The sequence below is a fragment of the Anaerolineales bacterium genome (assembly GCA_015075625.1).
Taxonomy (GTDB): domain Bacteria; phylum Chloroflexota; class Anaerolineae; order Aggregatilineales; family UBA2796; genus UBA2796.
In genome coordinates this window covers 868,847-883,818 of sequence record JABTTZ010000002.1, presented here as the reverse complement: position 1 = coordinate 883,818, position 14,972 = coordinate 868,847, and the positions used below count along the sequence as shown (strand labels likewise).

Sequence of the window (14,972 nt, the reverse complement as noted above, 5' to 3'; positions counted from 1 at the left end):
ATATATGCACAATGTTTGTGCGGTGAAAGTAGGCTGATGATGACCACCCCACGCCTGACGGTTGGCGATGCCGCTCCCGAATTGACTGTGTTAACCACTGCCGGAGAGATGGTGAATGTCTCTACCCATTGGAAAGAGGGAATCACCCTCCTCACCTTTCTGCGCCATTTTGGATGTTTGTTCTGCCGCGAATGGCTTTCCATGTTAGGGAAAGCGGAGGGTGAGATCACGGCGGCGGGTTTGCAGGTCGTTGCTATCGGTTTGGGCGAACCCAAACATGCGGAGCGCTACTGCGGGAAACTTGCCCCGCAGGCGACATGCCTGACGGATAGCACAAACGGCTCACATTTCAGCTATGGGATTGGACGGGCAACGGTGGGTGCTTTCGTGAATCCCGCCCTCATCCGCGCTGGTGTGCGTGCCACAGGGGGAAAACACTTCCCGGGCACGCCAACGGGCGATGTGGCGCTCTTACCCGCCACCTTCCTCGTAGATCGGGAGGGGATCATCCGCTATGCCTATTACAGCGAACACGCGGGCGATCACCCCGTCCTTGCCGATCTCTTGGCGGCAGGGGCGGCACTGCGGCAGCCCGCCTAAACGAACGGGGCGTATGGTATGCGCCCCACCCTATCGCCTATCACCGTCGTGATTGTTTCCCCGCCCGTTCGTTGCCGCGTTTGAAATTCCCCGTCGCCTTCGCCATGATCAATTGGGCGGCGGTGGGGTCAGCGTCCTCCATACGGGTGAGGAATTTCTTCGCCTTTTCCCCTTTGAGGGTGACCACCAGCCGACTATGCCACGAAATCAAGACGCGCCCATCTTTTAAGGTCTGGTAGCTAAACACCTCATCATCAACCGCCTTAGGGTCATCCGCCTCAGGGTGATCGGTCATGGCGTATCGTCCTTTTTGGCGAAAACATGCGTCTCGCCCGGTGTGGGGTGAACCTCTCCCTCTGCCCCGCGTGGATCAAAAGCGACACGCCGATCTGCGAGGGGGGCGATCCTCATCCCGTGCGCGGTGAGCGTCCGCACGGCAATCCCATCGCGGTAGAGGATCGTCGTTCGCAGGCGCATCCCCGTCGGCATGATCTGCAAGAAATCCGGCTCGGCATAGCGGCTCATGGCGTCCGTCACCCGTGAGGCGCAGAACATCAAAATCCCCACGCCGCCGGAAACCCCAATATGACCTGGGTCTTGCGGACCTAAGAGGTCGAAATGAAGGACGCCCTCGCGCAGTTCGCCGCGAAAGGAACGGACATGAAGGGGGCGACCCCGGAAGGTGACGTTCGTTTGGGTGTAGCGCACGCCGTCAAAGTCAATGTAGACGAGGTTATCAAAAGGGGATGCACCGGGCGCACCGCTCCATTGGTCATGGGGCAAGGGTGCGCCAGAGAGGTGATAGAGTTCGATGTGATCGTGCCAGACGCCGCGCATCATGAGTAGGCTGTGACCAACTGATCCCGGCGGGAACGCCCCTGATGCGTTCCCCATATTTGTTTCAGGCATGGTGTTTCTCATTCATTTCAACAAACACATATTGTAGGTGTAAAATAGGCACAGCACTGTACCGAATTCTCCTGATCTGCCGCCAAAGGATACCTTTTTATATGGATGCCATTATGCCTCGTGTGCGAACCGCTCAACGGAATTTGATCCTGTGGTTGGTACTGGTCTTTCCGGTTGGGATAGGCTCTCTCTTGGTGGGGGCAGCATTCATCCCCTCGGTGATGTTTGGTGATATGTTTGGCAAGCTGACGAATGGCGCGTGTTTGGCGGGGTTTGCGGTGATCATCCCCTTCTCGTTAGGGATGCGCCTGTATACCCTATATCGGGAAGCAACCCTTCCCAACCGGATTCAGCAGGCGCTTGCTGCTCGGCAAATCCTGATCACCAACCATGCCAAAGATCGGATGAGAGATCGCCAGATTAACATCGAGATGATCGCCGCCGCGCTGCTTCAGCCTGACCAAACCAAGAAAAAAGCCGATGGGAAAGTCAAATCCATTCGGACGGTGAATCGCCCATACCGAAGGTCACTCCCCCTTCATGTGGTGACGGCAAGCCCTGACCCCCGCCAATCTGCCCGCTGGTTGGTCGTTACCGCCTTTGTGCGCGGTGAGAACGATGCCGAGGAGGATGACGAGGATTAGGGATGGTGACACGGTATCTTGTAGGGGCTTAACACGAACGCGGGAAAGGTAGCTTTTTCCCTTTCAAGCCCCGCAGGGGGTTATTCTTAGTCCGCTGCTTTAGCGCGGGCGACCATTTACCCCTTCCCACCGACGATGCTGAAATCTGCCTGCATCGAATCCTTCACCACCGCCTCGGCAACCATGAGCCGCCCGCGTTCCGCCGGAAATGCCTGTACCAAGCCCATCGAGAGATCGCGCAGCCCCCGTGCAATAACTCCCGCATTGTTTGTATTCGATGTGCCACACGCCTTCAACGCGGCGACGCCCACCGCAAAGGCGTACTCACAGGCTGAACCCTTTGCCAGCCGCCACTGCTGAACGACGCGATCTTTGCCCAAGATAGGCGGTTCGCTCGTCTCCAGTTCCAGTTGGCGGCGCATCCAGAGGTGGGCATTTTCCAGATCGGCGGTCATCTCCCCAATCAACTGCTGGTGAAAGGGGCTTTCGGCAATCGGACGCCCGGTATCGGCAAAGGTAACTTTCGTCAGGTAGCTGAGCGCCTCATCATAAACCGCCTGTGCCGCCCCGACATAGATCGCCGTCGCCGCCAATTGATTTCCGACGAACGAACCGCGACTCATCTTCATCATCGTAATGAACGCGCCGGGAATCGCCAGCGCTTGATCGGCGGGGACGAACACGTTTTCCATCACAATGCCGTGATTTGCCGTCGCCCGCATCCCGATGGAATCCCATGTGGCGCGGATGATGACGCCCGCCGCCTCGCGGGGGACGAAGAACAACGCCAGTCCGTTGGCGGTGGGGTCGCCGGCTAAGCCCGCCGTGACAAGGTATTCATCGGCAACACCCGTCGCGCAGCCAAACGATTTTGTCCCATTCAACACCCACCCACCCTCGGCAGGGCTAGCCGTCGTCGTGATCGTGATCGCGCTCTTGGCGGTCTTGGTGCTTTCACTGGCGAAGTTCGCCAGCCACATCCCCCGCCTGCCCATCTTGTCTAGCAGCATCTCGGCAAAGCGGCGGACGGTTTCGCCATCCTCAGCGTTGTAGAGTCCCGCCTCCCGCGCCTTCAAGCCAAGCAGCCCCCGCGATGCGGTGCTGCAATGGAAAAAATAGGCGAGGGCGGTGGAGGGACACGCCGTTCCCATGGCATAGCACGCCGCTGCCAGATCGCGCAGCCCGCCGCCCAACCCGCCATACTGTTCGGGGACGATCAAACCGAGCAAGCCCGCCGCGCTGAGTGTGGCAATATGCGGGCGGTGAAATTCGCCTATGCGGTCTGCTTCTGGGGCGGCTTGGCGCAGGGCGGGAAGGATCGACTCCACCCGATCCAAGCGGGCGCGTTCGGCGTCGGTCAAGCCTTCTACGAGCCGCGCCCCTGTTAATGCGGGGGAATGTTCAGAACTCATTGAAAAAACCTTTCATCGATGCAGAAAAAGACCTACCTCGGCATGTGTCAAAGGATTTCTTTACGCCGTAAAGTTAACGCTGTAAAGTATATGAAAAGTTAACGGCGTAAAGTTAACGATGTAAAGAAAATAATCAAAGGAGAATTGGTGCAACCGACAGGTATCTACCAAAAAAATGATTACCCCGACACACAGGCATGGCGTGATTGGAACACGTTTGAAGCGCCTTGGGGAAATTCTGGAACCGCCAGCGGCGTTGCCAGTATTGTCTATGATCCAGCAGATCCCCATGCGTTTATCCCGCGCAAACCAATCGTTGCTTTGACAGCCATCTATCCAAGAACGTCTCTCACAAACATGATGTGGTGGATTACCTTCACCTGCAACGCTGACGGCAGCATTTCTCCGGTGAAACTGACCTATTGCCCCACCATGCCTTGTGCAGTACCCCCAAAACCATGATTCATCTTCGTCAGAAGGGAGGCACTTATACTTATGTGCCTTCTACGGTGATCGGCATCCGCGTCGGGCGGTGCATGTACTGACCGCGTGGTGAGCCGCTGATCTTCCCCTCGCTGTAAACCGGAATTCCCCGCAGGTAGGTGTATTTCACCCGTCCGGTGAGTGTCTGCCCCTCGAAGGGGGTGTAGCCCTGACCAGAAGGGGAATCGGCTGCCCGCACGGTGAAGGTTTCGGCTGGATCGAAGAGAACAATATCGGCGTCGTAGCCCGGGGCGAGGTCGCCCTTGTTCAGCAAGCCGAAACGTTGGGCGGGCGTCCAACTGACGAGTTCCGCCATACGGTTCAGGCTCAGCCCGCGCTTGATGCCTTCGCTGTGCAAACCAGAAAGAAGGTATTCCGTCCCGCCGAAGCCGGATTTCGCCAGCCAAATATCGGCTGGTGCGTCGGGGTTCGTCTTAAGTTCTGCCGAACAGCAGGCGTGATCGCTGACGACCCAATCGATCCCACCATCAAGCAGCGCCCTCCACAAAAATTCGACATCATCGCGGGGGCGGATGGGCGGGTTCACCTTCGCCTTTATGTCGGCGTTGTCGATATCTAACAGCAAATGCCCGATGGTCGTTTCCCGCCGGAATTGAATATGGGGGAACAGCGCTGCCATCATCCGCGCCGCCTCTACCGCCTTGCGTGAGCTAAGGTGCAGCAGGTTGATGTTTAAACAGTTCGTCTCGTAGGCAAGATAGGCGGCGATCCAGATCGCCAGCGCCTCCGAATGGGGCGGACGGGCGGCGCTGTAGGCGGGCAGCCCGCTCAGTTTGCCTTCCTTTTGGACGATCTGGGTGTAGGCGTTCAGAATATCGGCAACCTCGCAGTGAAGGCTGACGCTGATGTAGGGGGCAATCGCCGGATATGCCTGAATTAGCCGCCCCGCCTCGCGCAGGATAAACTCGAAATGGGCAAAATTGTAGCGTTCGTCCTCCCCAATCATGAGGAAACTTTGCTGCGCATCGGAGCGTCCGTGCAGCCCATAGCCACCGTAAAACATGAAAATCTTGAAAGATGGCACGCCTAAATGAACGGCAAGGTATTCCATCTCGCCAATGTGGTCGCGGCTGATAGGGGCGAGGTGGTAGGCGTAATCGACATAATAGCGTCCCTCGCTCATGCCCAGCACCTCTGGGTAAAAATTGGCATACAAGCCGGCTTTGTTCAGGTAATACTGACCGGTGCGGAAGTAGGTGATGGCGCTCGTGACACCGCCCATCGCCGCCGCTTTGCTCTCGGTGGTGGCGTCTTTTTCCAGCAGGGTGTAAATCCCCACATGCATGTGAGCATCGACCAAGCCGGGGAAGGCAAGCCATCCCTTTGCATCATGAACATTCCGTGCCTCGGTGGGGGTGATCTGTGGGGCAATCGTGTGAATGATCCCATTTTTGATCCCTATATCGGCGTGTTCAACGCTCGTCTGGCGCGGACGGACGACACGGGCATTTTTGATCAGCAGGTCGTAACGGTAGAGCGGCTCGGTCATGGCTACCATCCTTTTTGAGGCGACGCATGGTTACTATAACACCAACACGCAGGACACACAGACACAGACTTCACCCTGCCCGAATAACACCCGCCGCTTCCCATGCCGCAATCTGATCCGCCTCGCAGCCCGTTTCAGTGAGGATGTCCCGCGTGTGCTGCCCAACACCCGGCGGCTGAAGGCGCAGAGCGGGCATTGCCCCATCGGCGCTGACGGGAATGCCCGGCGAGAGCATAATATTCACCAACGCCCCCGCTGCGTTCAGATGCGGATCGTCTAGCAACTCTTCAGGGCGGGTGACAGGGGCAAAGAGAATTTCCGCTCGTTCGCACTTTGCCAGCAGTCCGCTTTGGTGAGGGTGCGAAACATGGCGCTGAGGTCGGCAATGACGCGCTCATAGAGTTCGTAGCGCTGGTTGTTCGTGGCAAGGGATTCATCTGCCAACAGATCGGGGCGCTCGAACACCTCACAGAATTTCTGCCAATGTTTATCACTGGTGATTCCGACGAACACGAGTTCGTCAGCGCTGGTGCGGAACGCCTCGTAGACTGCCCAACTGCGTTTGCGCCCCGGCATGGGTTTGATTGGCTCACCCATGACGGCAGAATAGACCATGTGCTGCCCCATGAGAAAAGCGGCTGTCTCGAACAAGCCTTTTGAATGACCACCCCGCGCCCCGTTTTCTCTCGTTCGCGCAGGGCGGCAAGGACGCCCAACGCACCGAACGCGCCGCCTAGTCTGTGTTCGACTCATCGCCTCTGCAATCTCTAGATCGCCTAACCCTCCCTTTCTCAATTCCTCCAGCGTCGTCTGCCGAATCATCTCTCCATACACCGCCGAATCATAAGTAGAGACGAAATCGCCCAGATGCACCTCGCCCTTTTCCATGGCTACCATGCTCCCTTCCCCATAAGCCGCTGTTGATCTCCCTCTGGCAGCCGCTCAAGATACGCTTTCCCCGTCTCAATTCGCTGCTTCGATCCTTTCGTCACGCCAATGCTCGTGCAGTGGCATTGATGATGGGACTTCACCCGTTCCCCTATCCGCAATTCCGTGCCGTGCAGCGCCAAGCACGCCATGCAAATCCGCACGTCCAACGTCCCAATCCGCACCGCATGGCTGAGGATAGGAGAATTCGCAGCTTGATGGATCGCCGTCGCGTCACGATAACTTTCCAAATAGAGCGTGCGCAAAGCGTTGTTCGCCGCCGCAGCCGTCAGCCCCGGCACGTTTCGTCGCAACATTCGCGCCGCCGCATCAAAAACAGAAGGGCGTCCGTGCCATTCGCCCTCGATGCGCGTTTGCCATTCGCTGGGGGTGGGCTGAGCCGCAGACTGGGCTTCGGCGGGAGCGGTCATGATTCCACCTCTTGGTTGATCAATATCTGACGCATTGTCTCGCCCATTGCCGAGCCCACAAGACGCTCTACTTGCACCCATACTTTGTCGATCTGCGGGTTGAAGATCGCCACCCGATTGCGTCGATCCCGCTCCGCAAGCGATTCGGGGGTCTCTCCGGCGGGAGGTGTGATCCCCCGCTCGACAAGACTGAACCAGTGATCAAGGTAGGCGCTGACGGGGGTTTGGATTGCCTCAAACGCGCTCTCGTTCGCCCGATAGACGAGCATCCAAGGGGACATGAGGGCGTATTGGGTGGGCGTCAGACGAGCGGGCTTCAGTCCCTCGATCTTCGAGGCGTCCTCGTAGATGGGGTCAAGGGGGGTGAAGGCGCTCAGGATGTATTCCACGTTTGCTCCCAGATCAAGACGCGGGATCAGATCAAGGTGGAAGGCGAAATCGGGGGCGTTCATGACGCTATCTAGCGTGAAGTGGGGGACAGCGCTCCCCGGCGCGGTGAAGGCGAAGATCATATGCGAATCCAAGCCGAATTGCGCCACCGCCATGCCGATGTAGACCATCTTGCGCACGCTGGCATCATTGCCGCGAAAAAGGCGCAGTTCACCAACGCGCCCAAAGGGGCTGCTCAAGGGAAGGTACGCCTCCTCATCGGGACGGCAGACCTCGCTGAGGGCGAACCGTTTGCGAATGCGCTCAAGGGTGTGATGGGAAAGGGTTCGCGCCGCCGTCATGCTTCCTCCGTCGCATTAATGGCGTCAATCTCAGAGAGTCCGTTTGTGGGAGCGGTGTTTAGTCCACTACCGCCGTTTCGATCTTTGCCATGTTTGGTGTTCCTCACGGGGACTTCCTTCATCACCCACGCCTTCGCCAGTTCGGGAATTTCCCGACGGGCGGGGGAGGGAATGACAACTGCCTTCACGTTAGCATACTCCGATTGAATGCGGTGGGTGTCGATTCCCCAGCCCATATCAAGGTATTTGTTGCGCAGCTTGCGATAGCTGATTTGAATCGTATCCGCCCGAACGTGCAGTTCAGCGGCAAGGTCGTAGGGCAGCAGTTCGGGGCGCTGTTCGGTGACGGTGCGGCGATCTTCGTTGAAGATTTTGATCACGCGGCGCATCGAATCTTTATCGAAGAAGTTCTTCGTGAAGAAACTGCGCAGTTGCAGCCAGATGCTCCGGGTTTTGTTGTCGTCAACGGGCAGGTGGCAGGTGTAGAGGACAAAATCGCCAAAGGGGAGGCGCACTTGCAAGCGGGTGATGTTGGGCATCCGAAAACCGCCCGTTGTGCGGACAGGGGGGCGTTCCTTGCCGCCGCGCAGCTTGCTATAAATGCCCCGCGCCGGTGGGGGATTTAGGTTGACAGTGGCATCGCCGCCAAGAATAGTTTCTTCCACCTCGTAGTTTTCCACCTCTGGTTCGTCGGGGTTGCCAAACGAGCCAGCATGGACGAACGGCGCATGGGCAATGTCCATCCCGTTTTCGACAGCGCGTGTGTAATGGACATCCCACCAGTAATCGCCCCACAGCGGCTTGTACTTGGGGTCGTCAAATTCGGGGAATTCGACCATCGGGGGGCGTTCGTTTTCGGGGAGATCACCGAGGAACGCCCAGATGAAGCCATATTTTTCGCGGGTGGGGTAGGCATCGACCCGCGCCTTTTTGGGGATAGCCACCCCTTCTAAGTTTGCCGGAATACGGACACACGCCCCATCGTCTTGATATTCCCAGCCATGGTAAGGGCAGACGATGCAATCGCCTTTTGTCCAGCCATCGCTCAGAGCGCCGCCGCGATGGACGCAGAGATCGCTCATCACGCGGGGTTCGCCCTTGCTGGTGCGGTAAATGACCAGTTCATTGCCAAGTGCCGTGACGCGGATGGGTTTTGCGGCGACTTCCCTACTCAGACATAACGCATACCAGAAATTCTTCAACATCCCTCATCTATCCCTCCGCGCTTGTAGCGCACTTCGTTGACTCACTTCGTTCGATTTCCGATAAAATCACTTTTATCACACTCTAACTTCCTTGGGGCATGATAGCAAGATGACTTTAGATGATTCATCCGTCGATTGGCGGTAAAGGCAATACATGAGCAGCGGCACATGGTAGTATGCCCTGCACATAGCTACGGAAATTGGTGGGCGAGGTTTATTCGGCATGGTCATAGGCATATTTCAACCATCCGCACAGTTCCGCATCCACCTCGGCGGCGGCAGCAACCTTCACCGTGTATTGGCACATCCCGCCAGAAGGCATCTCCGTGAGGCGATTCGTCGGTGAGACGCCCTTCATGTTTAGCCCTAAGACCACATGTGTTGTCGTTGGGTTGCCCACCATCTAGCGATCTCCGCCCCACAGCGCCCGAATGAGGCGTTCTGCCAACGGTTTGCCAAAAAGGATTTCGCCCATTGGGTTGGCGGGGTCGCGCTCGGCAATTGCCCGCCGGACGTGCAGATCGCGCCTTGCCAGTGCCGCTCGTTCGTCCTCTGGAACGGGGGGGGCGGCATCGACATAGGCGATCCACTGATCCAGCATAGCGTGCGCGGTGGTGCGAATTTTCGCCACGTTTTCCGCCCTTGGTTTGCAGAGGAAACATAGGCTGGTTGCCGATTGCGACTGCCTCATGTAGAGGCTCTTGCTGACGAAGGGTGAAAAATTAGGGTCTTTTTGGAAGTCCAGATAACGGGCGTTCAGCGGCTCGTAATAGCGATCCAAATAGTCCAGATCGCTGACAAGATCGGCACGAGGGACGAAATCCATGTAGAGAAAAATATCGGGCGACGTCCCCAACGCCATTCCCCAATGGGGGACGCGGGTCTGTGCGCCCAACCACGCCGTAAGATGCATGTTGGTGAAAGAGGCTTTTGGGTTGCCAATGTAAGAATGGATCAGCCAATCGATCTCATTCCCGCTGAAGCCGCTGAGGAAGCCTTTTGCCTCGCCCGTCAGGGAGGTGTAGGGCTGAAAATCAGCCGTACTAGGGTGCGGGTGGAGCATGAAACGGGCATCCATCTTTGCCCGCAGTTCGGCAAGAATGCCCCAAAGGTCTTCAAAGATCGCGCTGCGATCTTCGGAAGGGTGTTCGTTCACCAGTTCAAAGAGCGATTTCACAGTGGAAGGTGTCATAAACGTAGAAAAGCCTTTCAAGAATGTTCAAAAATGGTGTTTTGTAGGGGCGCATCGTATGCGTCTGACCTTACATTGGGGACGGATGATCGAGATGGTGTTCTTTCCCCGTCAGAGCGTCATAAATTGCCCAGTGGATCGCGCTATCGCCTTCGGTGATCCACGCACAACCAAAGGCGGCAGAGCGGCTCTCAGTGGGGGCGGAGGGAGGATGTTCTTGCGCCAAGACACCCCACCTCCCATCCCACCCTTTCCCTTCGGCAATGCCCACCCCGACGATCCGCGCCACGCCATAGGCTGCCAGAGGTTGCCCCGGTGAAAGACGCCGCCCGTGATCTGGCGGGTGGGGTTAGTCATAATACCGAAGGAGAGGAAGTCATAACCAAAGCGCATCCAGCGACCCACGCCGAGGATCGCCCCGTTCTCTTGGGTGATTCCTTCGCCCACGACATCGATCCCGTGATCGATACGGCGGTGGTTTTCGCCAACGACGATGTAGAGGAGGCTTTCCCCACGTGACATAAGCGCCAACGAAAGCTGTTTATTTCTATCAGGGAGCGTCATCAGGAAAAAGCGCGGCGAGAGCCCCACGCACGCCCAATAGCCGGTTGCCTCAGCAACGCTATCGGCAAGGACATCGGCATAGCCGACGTTCACGGGTCCTTCGTAAAGGCGGTGCGTTCCCTGATCGCGAATCAGGGAATGCCCTGCCGCCTTGAAGAGTCCGACAAAGGCAACATCAATGCGGGTTAGCCCTCCGCCGAGGCTTTGCACGGTGCGCATGTCCATGCCGTTTCCCACGAACCGCCCCTCGCCGTTGTAGACCTCGGCGCTGCCCACCCACCGCCCAAAGAGGTTGCTCATGGCGGCTACGGCGACTCCCCAGAGATGAAGTAGACCGTTTGGGTGGCGGTGGGCGTCCCCCGTATGACCATTGCCACATCCTCGCCTTCTTCAAGGGGTGTGAGATAGCGCCCCATCGTCGTGATTCCGGCACGGCGGACACGAAAAGGGTAAGGGGTGAGGGCAACCACATCGTTGGAGCGCGGGTGGGCATGGATGGTGACATCCTGTGTGGGGCTGAGAGGAACATTTAGAAAATCGGTTGGTTTGCGGTGAGCAGCACACTGCGTATGGACGTACAAGCCGAGGGTATCGAAAAATTGGAGCAGTTTGTAATGATAAAAAAGAAAGGTGTGTTCTGCCCACCCTGCTGTATCAGGGTTTGCCCGCAGCGCCACCTTCAAGCGGTTTTGACGGTTCACCTCGCCCTGCACCATGCCCGCTACCGCCCCTCGGTATTCGGGGGCAATCGTATCGATATAAAATTTATCGGAAAGTCCGTAGCGCCCGTGATAGAGTCCGTAGGTGTGCATACTGCTGATGACCCCGCAGAAGGGATGCCATTTCACATTGAAGTCGGGGCTTTTGCTGCCGATGGCAATGAGGCGCTGGACGGGCGTTTTTGTCAGGTTGTAGGGGAGGGCGGTTTCGGGGTCGCGCTGCGGCGCCCCGTCTACCTCGCGCCAGCCCTCGTCATGATGGGCAACGACGTAGGTGAGCAGATCAAGCGGTTCGGGGGTGGCAAAGGTCGCGTTGCCAAACTGCCCGACGAACTCCCCGCAGGCGCGGGCATGATCGACCTGCATAATGACAAAATGGGGATCACCCTCGGCAGCGCTTTGTACGATCATTCGCCAACCCTCACGAAGTCTTGAATTTGGAAGATGTGCGTCTTCCCCTCACGGATTTTATGGGTCAGGATGCGCCGGTTGTTCGCATCGAGAAAGTAGTGGTTGTTGTAAACAATCGTGCCGCTGACACCACTCCAAAAGGTGAACACATAATTGTAAGGCGTGAGCATTGCCCCTTCCAAACGGACGAGCAGGCTATCGCCTCGGCAGGTTTTGCCGCTGACGCTGATGTTGGTATGAGAGACGGTTTTTCCCACTTCATAGAGGTTATCGAAATCCTCATGGAGATGCCATGTTGTGGTGTCTGTCCAGTAAACGTCCATATGGACGGCGCTTGCCTCCAAAAAATCGCCCTCTGGGGAGAAGGTCTTGCACAGTCCTTCCCCATGTCCCACGAAACATTGATAGGGAATCATCCACGAATCGCGCTGTCTGTAACTTTTTATGGCGGTATGTCCGTCTAGGGTTTGCATGGCACTCACTGTACTTCACTCTAGCCTGATATAATATCATAATGTTATGACATTTCGCAAGAAGTTGAAGGGGAGGCGTTCGGGGGGAGACGGGCAACGACGCAGGGTCGCCCCTATAGGGTGCAGACTATAAGAGAGAGGCTCGTTTTCCCACAGTCCGCCCTTTCGCCCCTTTTTCGGCTATGCTATGATGCATTTGCCCAATATAAGCCGCCACATTAGGATGCTTCCTCCCCATGACTAATCCTACCGTTACCCCTACTGCTACCCCTACCGTAAATCCTACTGCCACGATGCAAATGCACATCCGCCGCCAAGCACGCCGCGTCGAAAATATCATGGTGGGCGAGATTGAATCCCGCGTTCGTTCCAACATGCACACCGAGATTATTGCCGCCATGCTGTTCGGGACGTTCATGGCGTGCCTCAGTTTCATCCCCGTCTTGCTACGGAAAATGGGCGCCCCACAAGATTGGATTGCCCTTTATGTTGCCCAACAGTTTTTAGGCTTCATGTTGAACCCGCTAGCGGTGATGATTCTTCCCAAACGGCGCGGCGTCATGCGGGCGTGCGTGATCATGTGGTGTGTGGGACGCGGGACGTTCGGGGTTGCCGCCTTTGTGAACGGCTATGAGGCGCTGGTGGCAATTTTGATTATCTTTTGGCTGTTCGAGGCGCTCCCCACCCCGCTTTACACGCGGATTATGCAAGCGGTCTATCCGGCATCATCGCGGGGGCGAGTCATGGGCTTGATCCGCGTGGGCATGGCGGGGATGAGCCTTGCCGCCACACCGATCATCGGGTGGGTCTTGGATAACATCGGCGGGGAGCATCTGCTGCCGATCAGCACAGCGGGGCTGAGCCTGAGCCTTGCCCCGCTTGGCGGATGGTTGGCGGCGACGACGGGACAGCGTTTAGTGCTATTTTTCGGGGCAGTATTGGCAGTGATGTCGGCGCTCATCTTTTCGCGGATGCGCCTGAACGAAACGGCGATGGACGCCTCAGAACGGGGCGCATCGGGCGTGATGGGAATGATCTTGAAGGAAGACAAACGCTTTAAGCTCTATATGCTTGGCGTGGTGTGCTTCGGATTCGGACACCTGACCGCCTTTGCCCTTTACCCACTTGTTCAAGTGGATCGGCTGAACCTGAGCTACAGCGCGGTGGGACTGTTGAACACGATCAACGCCTTGTTCTTCCTCGGCGGGTATATGGTCATGGGGCGGATGATTGACCGTCGCGGGGGCGTGTGGTCGCTGCGCCTTGTCTACGGCATTGGCTTGATCATTCCCCTGTGTTATGCCCTTGCCGTCGAAGGGTGGCATCTTGCTCCGGCGTTCGCCGCGTTGGGAATCGTCATGGCGGGGCTTGATTTGTGCCTGCTGAACACCGTCATGGAGTTGGGCGACCCGAAAAAGTTGGGGGAATACACGGCGATCCAAACCAGCCTGTTGGGAATTCGCGGGTTGATTGCGCCGTTCTTCGGCGTATTTTTGCTGAACAGCGGGTTTTCCCAAACGACGATCTTCCTGTTGGGAGCGGGGCTGATCGCCCTTGCCGTGATCATTTTGGGGTACGCGGTGAAGATGCCGCCCACGCCCTTTTTGGTTGAGGGGCAGCCATGAAACTTCGCCTGTCGCAACGGCGCTTGATCCTGATTTGCTACCCGATCTTTTTGGGGCTTGCCCCCATCTTTGGAAAAATGGCAATTCGGGCAGGGGCTGATCCGTTCACCCTTGCCGCGCTGCGCACCGTTGTGGCGGCGGGCATTTTGTGGGTTGTTTACCTGCTTTTTGCCCGAAAGTACATTTTTGTCTATCCGGCAGGGCTGTTGGGGTGCATCGTGGTGGGGACGGTGAACGGGATCGGCTCGCTATTTTATTACAACGGGCTGAGTCGTCTCGATGCTTCTGTTGCCCAACTACTGAACGCGACCTACCTGATCTTTGTGATCGTCCTTTCCTTTGCGGGCGGTCAGCGCCTTTCGGGGCGGGATGTGCTGCGGGCGAGTTTGGCGCTGCTGGCGGTGACGCTGATCACACAGGGGGTCAGTGGGCGGATCGATTGGCTGGGGACGGGCTTGATGCTTGGCAACGCGATCCTCTTTGCAGCGACGTTCGTCTTGGGGCAGCGCGTCACCTATGAAATGCCCTCCCCGACGGTGGCGCTTTACGTCCTGACGACAATGGCGGTGATCGTCGTGGCGGCACGGGTGATCTACCGCATGGAATGGATTCCGCAGCATGCCGATGCCCTTGCGCCGATCATTGCCCTCGGTATTTCGACGGCGTTGGCGCGGTTGGCGATGTTCTTTGGTCTGAAGCGCTTGGGTCCGACACAAACCGTTCTGATTGGGATTTCAGAAGCGGGGGTTACGCTGCTGTTGGCGTTCGTCCTTTTGGGAGATTCCTTGACGGGCGTGCAGTGGGTGGGGGTGGGCGTCCTCATGGCAAGTCTTTTGCTGATCCGGCGGCAAGACCTGGACAAACTAAAAACGGGGGAAATCCCGCTCTTTGTGGCGATGCAGTTAGGACGGGCAACCACCCAAAATTTCAACCGGATCGCCTTTCGGAAGGCGTTCGGGGGGAAAACACAAGTGGCAACCCTTGATGAGATCAGCGTGGAGGATATGCGGCTAATTGAGCGAATGATGAGCGCCCCGGCGCGTTACGAAAGCCCTCGCGAGATGGCGGCATTTGCCCGCCAGCAGGCAAAAGAAAAAGAACAGAAATCACGAAAAGAGAAAAAGGGTAAGCGGTGA

At 57.3% G+C, this 14,972-nt stretch carries 19 protein-coding genes; 5 read left to right on the top strand and 14 right to left on the bottom strand.

Annotated elements, in window-relative coordinates:
- Nucleotides 1-36: 36 nt before the first annotated feature.
- Nucleotides 37-600 carry an AhpC/TSA family protein gene (locus HS103_12475; GenBank protein ID MBE7513614.1) on the top strand — a complete coding sequence of 188 codons (564 nt, stop codon included), beginning with the start codon at nt 37-39 and terminating at the stop codon, nt 598-600.
- A 40-nt stretch (nt 601-640) separates the two neighbouring features.
- Here HS103_12475 and HS103_12470 read toward each other — a convergent pair whose 3' ends face one another.
- Together HS103_12470 and HS103_12465 are read right to left on the bottom strand one after the other, a co-directional pair.
- Nucleotides 641-895 carry a hypothetical protein gene (locus HS103_12470; GenBank protein MBE7513613.1) on the bottom strand — a complete coding sequence of 85 codons (255 nt, stop codon included), beginning with the start codon at nt 893-895 and terminating at the stop codon, nt 641-643.
- Complete coding sequence (locus HS103_12465) at nt 892-1,494, bottom strand: hypothetical protein (GenBank protein MBE7513612.1); 603 nt, start codon at nt 1,492-1,494, stop codon at nt 892-894. Before HS103_12465 ends, HS103_12470 begins: the two co-directional genes overlap by 4 nt.
- A gap of 116 nt (nt 1,495-1,610) precedes the next feature.
- Between HS103_12465 and HS103_12460 the strand changes: the two genes are divergently transcribed.
- The gene (locus tag HS103_12460; GenBank protein MBE7513611.1) at nt 1,611-2,153 is read left to right on the top strand and encodes a DUF4258 domain-containing protein; all 543 of its coding nucleotides are present in this window, start codon (nt 1,611-1,613) and stop codon (nt 2,151-2,153) included.
- A gap of 116 nt (nt 2,154-2,269) precedes the next feature.
- Here HS103_12460 and HS103_12455 read toward each other — a convergent pair whose 3' ends face one another.
- The gene (locus tag HS103_12455) at nt 2,270-3,565 is read right to left on the bottom strand and encodes an acyl-CoA/acyl-ACP dehydrogenase (GenBank protein MBE7513610.1); all 1,296 of its coding nucleotides are present in this window, start codon (nt 3,563-3,565) and stop codon (nt 2,270-2,272) included.
- A 147-nt stretch (nt 3,566-3,712) separates the two neighbouring features.
- Between HS103_12455 and HS103_12450 the strand changes: the two genes are divergently transcribed.
- Nucleotides 3,713-4,027, top strand: a complete 315-nt coding sequence (locus HS103_12450; protein ID MBE7513609.1) for a hypothetical protein — start codon at nt 3,713-3,715, stop codon at nt 4,025-4,027.
- A 31-nt stretch (nt 4,028-4,058) separates the two neighbouring features.
- Here the strand turns inward: HS103_12450 and HS103_12445 are convergent, their stop codons facing one another.
- From HS103_12445 to HS103_12395, 11 genes are all read right to left on the bottom strand, one after another.
- The gene (locus HS103_12445) at nt 4,059-5,558 is read right to left on the bottom strand and encodes a dihydroorotase family protein (protein ID MBE7513608.1); all 1,500 of its coding nucleotides are present in this window, start codon (nt 5,556-5,558) and stop codon (nt 4,059-4,061) included.
- Between the two features lie 70 nt (nt 5,559-5,628).
- The gene (locus tag HS103_12440) at nt 5,629-5,901 is read right to left on the bottom strand and encodes a CoA transferase (GenBank protein ID MBE7513607.1); all 273 of its coding nucleotides are present in this window, start codon (nt 5,899-5,901) and stop codon (nt 5,629-5,631) included.
- Complete coding sequence (locus HS103_12435; protein MBE7513606.1) at nt 5,835-6,455, bottom strand: CoA transferase; 621 nt, start codon at nt 6,453-6,455, stop codon at nt 5,835-5,837. The genes HS103_12440 and HS103_12435 overlap by 67 nt, the downstream gene beginning before the upstream one ends.
- Entirely contained in the window at nt 6,449-6,916 is a 468-nt protein-coding gene (locus HS103_12430) for a hypothetical protein (GenBank protein MBE7513605.1), read from the bottom strand. Before HS103_12430 ends, HS103_12435 begins: the two co-directional genes overlap by 7 nt.
- The gene (locus HS103_12425) at nt 6,913-7,647 is read right to left on the bottom strand and encodes a hypothetical protein (protein MBE7513604.1); all 735 of its coding nucleotides are present in this window, start codon (nt 7,645-7,647) and stop codon (nt 6,913-6,915) included. The genes HS103_12430 and HS103_12425 overlap by 4 nt, the downstream gene beginning before the upstream one ends.
- The gene (locus tag HS103_12420; protein ID MBE7513603.1) at nt 7,644-8,852 is read right to left on the bottom strand and encodes an aromatic ring-hydroxylating dioxygenase subunit alpha; all 1,209 of its coding nucleotides are present in this window, start codon (nt 8,850-8,852) and stop codon (nt 7,644-7,646) included. Before HS103_12420 ends, HS103_12425 begins: the two co-directional genes overlap by 4 nt.
- Nucleotides 8,853-9,066: 214 nt before the next feature.
- On the bottom strand, nt 9,067-9,255 hold the full coding sequence (locus HS103_12415) for a hypothetical protein (protein ID MBE7513602.1): 189 nt from the start codon (nt 9,253-9,255) through the stop codon (nt 9,067-9,069).
- On the bottom strand, nt 9,256-10,011 hold the full coding sequence (locus HS103_12410; protein MBE7513601.1) for a red chlorophyll catabolite reductase: 756 nt from the start codon (nt 10,009-10,011) through the stop codon (nt 9,256-9,258). It lies immediately after the preceding gene.
- Between the two features lie 144 nt (nt 10,012-10,155).
- Nucleotides 10,156-10,908, bottom strand: a complete 753-nt coding sequence (locus tag HS103_12405; protein ID MBE7513600.1) for a hypothetical protein — start codon at nt 10,906-10,908, stop codon at nt 10,156-10,158.
- 5 nt (nt 10,909-10,913) lie between these two features.
- Nucleotides 10,914-11,738 (bottom strand): DUF3891 family protein, encoded by an 825-nt coding sequence (locus tag HS103_12400; protein ID MBE7513599.1) that lies wholly within the window; start codon nt 11,736-11,738, stop codon nt 10,914-10,916.
- Nucleotides 11,735-12,154: a hypothetical protein gene (locus HS103_12395; protein ID MBE7513598.1), complete on the bottom strand. Its 420-nt coding sequence runs from the start codon at nt 12,152-12,154 to the stop codon at nt 11,735-11,737. Before HS103_12395 ends, HS103_12400 begins: the two co-directional genes overlap by 4 nt.
- A gap of 293 nt (nt 12,155-12,447) precedes the next feature.
- Here HS103_12395 and HS103_12390 point away from each other — a divergent pair, with 293 nt between their 5' ends.
- Both HS103_12390 and HS103_12385 read left to right on the top strand, forming a co-directional pair.
- Entirely contained in the window at nt 12,448-13,836 is a 1,389-nt protein-coding gene (locus HS103_12390) for an MFS transporter (protein MBE7513597.1), read from the top strand.
- Complete coding sequence (locus HS103_12385; protein ID MBE7513596.1) at nt 13,833-14,972, top strand: DMT family transporter; 1,140 nt, start codon at nt 13,833-13,835, stop codon at nt 14,970-14,972. The genes HS103_12390 and HS103_12385 overlap by 4 nt, the downstream gene beginning before the upstream one ends.

Excerpts from the sequence above, each read along its gene's own strand:
- HS103_12475 (MBE7513614.1), top strand. The coding sequence starts at position 37 with ATGATGACCACCCCACGCCTGACGGTTGGCGATGCCGCTCCCGAATTG.
- HS103_12470 (MBE7513613.1), bottom strand. The coding sequence starts at position 895 with ATGACCGATCACCCTGAGGCGGATGACCCTAAGGCGGTTGATGATGAG.
- HS103_12465 (MBE7513612.1), bottom strand. The coding sequence starts at position 1,494 with ATGGGGAACGCATCAGGGGCGTTCCCGCCGGGATCAGTTGGTCACAGC.
- HS103_12460 (MBE7513611.1), top strand. The coding sequence starts at position 1,611 with ATGGATGCCATTATGCCTCGTGTGCGAACCGCTCAACGGAATTTGATC.
- HS103_12455 (MBE7513610.1), bottom strand. The coding sequence starts at position 3,565 with ATGAGTTCTGAACATTCCCCCGCATTAACAGGGGCGCGGCTCGTAGAA.
- HS103_12445 (MBE7513608.1), bottom strand. The coding sequence starts at position 5,558 with ATGACCGAGCCGCTCTACCGTTACGACCTGCTGATCAAAAATGCCCGT.
- HS103_12435 (MBE7513606.1), bottom strand. The coding sequence starts at position 6,455 with ATGGTAGCCATGGAAAAGGGCGAGGTGCATCTGGGCGATTTCGTCTCT.
- HS103_12430 (MBE7513605.1), bottom strand. The coding sequence starts at position 6,916 with ATGACCGCTCCCGCCGAAGCCCAGTCTGCGGCTCAGCCCACCCCCAGC.
- HS103_12425 (MBE7513604.1), bottom strand. The coding sequence starts at position 7,647 with ATGACGGCGGCGCGAACCCTTTCCCATCACACCCTTGAGCGCATTCGC.
- HS103_12420 (MBE7513603.1), bottom strand. The coding sequence starts at position 8,852 with ATGTTGAAGAATTTCTGGTATGCGTTATGTCTGAGTAGGGAAGTCGCC.
- HS103_12415 (MBE7513602.1), bottom strand. The coding sequence starts at position 9,255 with ATGGTGGGCAACCCAACGACAACACATGTGGTCTTAGGGCTAAACATG.
- HS103_12405 (MBE7513600.1), bottom strand. The coding sequence starts at position 10,908 with ATGAGCAACCTCTTTGGGCGGTGGGTGGGCAGCGCCGAGGTCTACAAC.
- HS103_12400 (MBE7513599.1), bottom strand. The coding sequence starts at position 11,738 with ATGATCGTACAAAGCGCTGCCGAGGGTGATCCCCATTTTGTCATTATG.
- HS103_12395 (MBE7513598.1), bottom strand. The coding sequence starts at position 12,154 with ATGATTCCCTATCAATGTTTCGTGGGACATGGGGAAGGACTGTGCAAG.
- HS103_12390 (MBE7513597.1), top strand. The coding sequence starts at position 12,448 with ATGACTAATCCTACCGTTACCCCTACTGCTACCCCTACCGTAAATCCT.
- HS103_12385 (MBE7513596.1), top strand. The coding sequence starts at position 13,833 with ATGAAACTTCGCCTGTCGCAACGGCGCTTGATCCTGATTTGCTACCCG.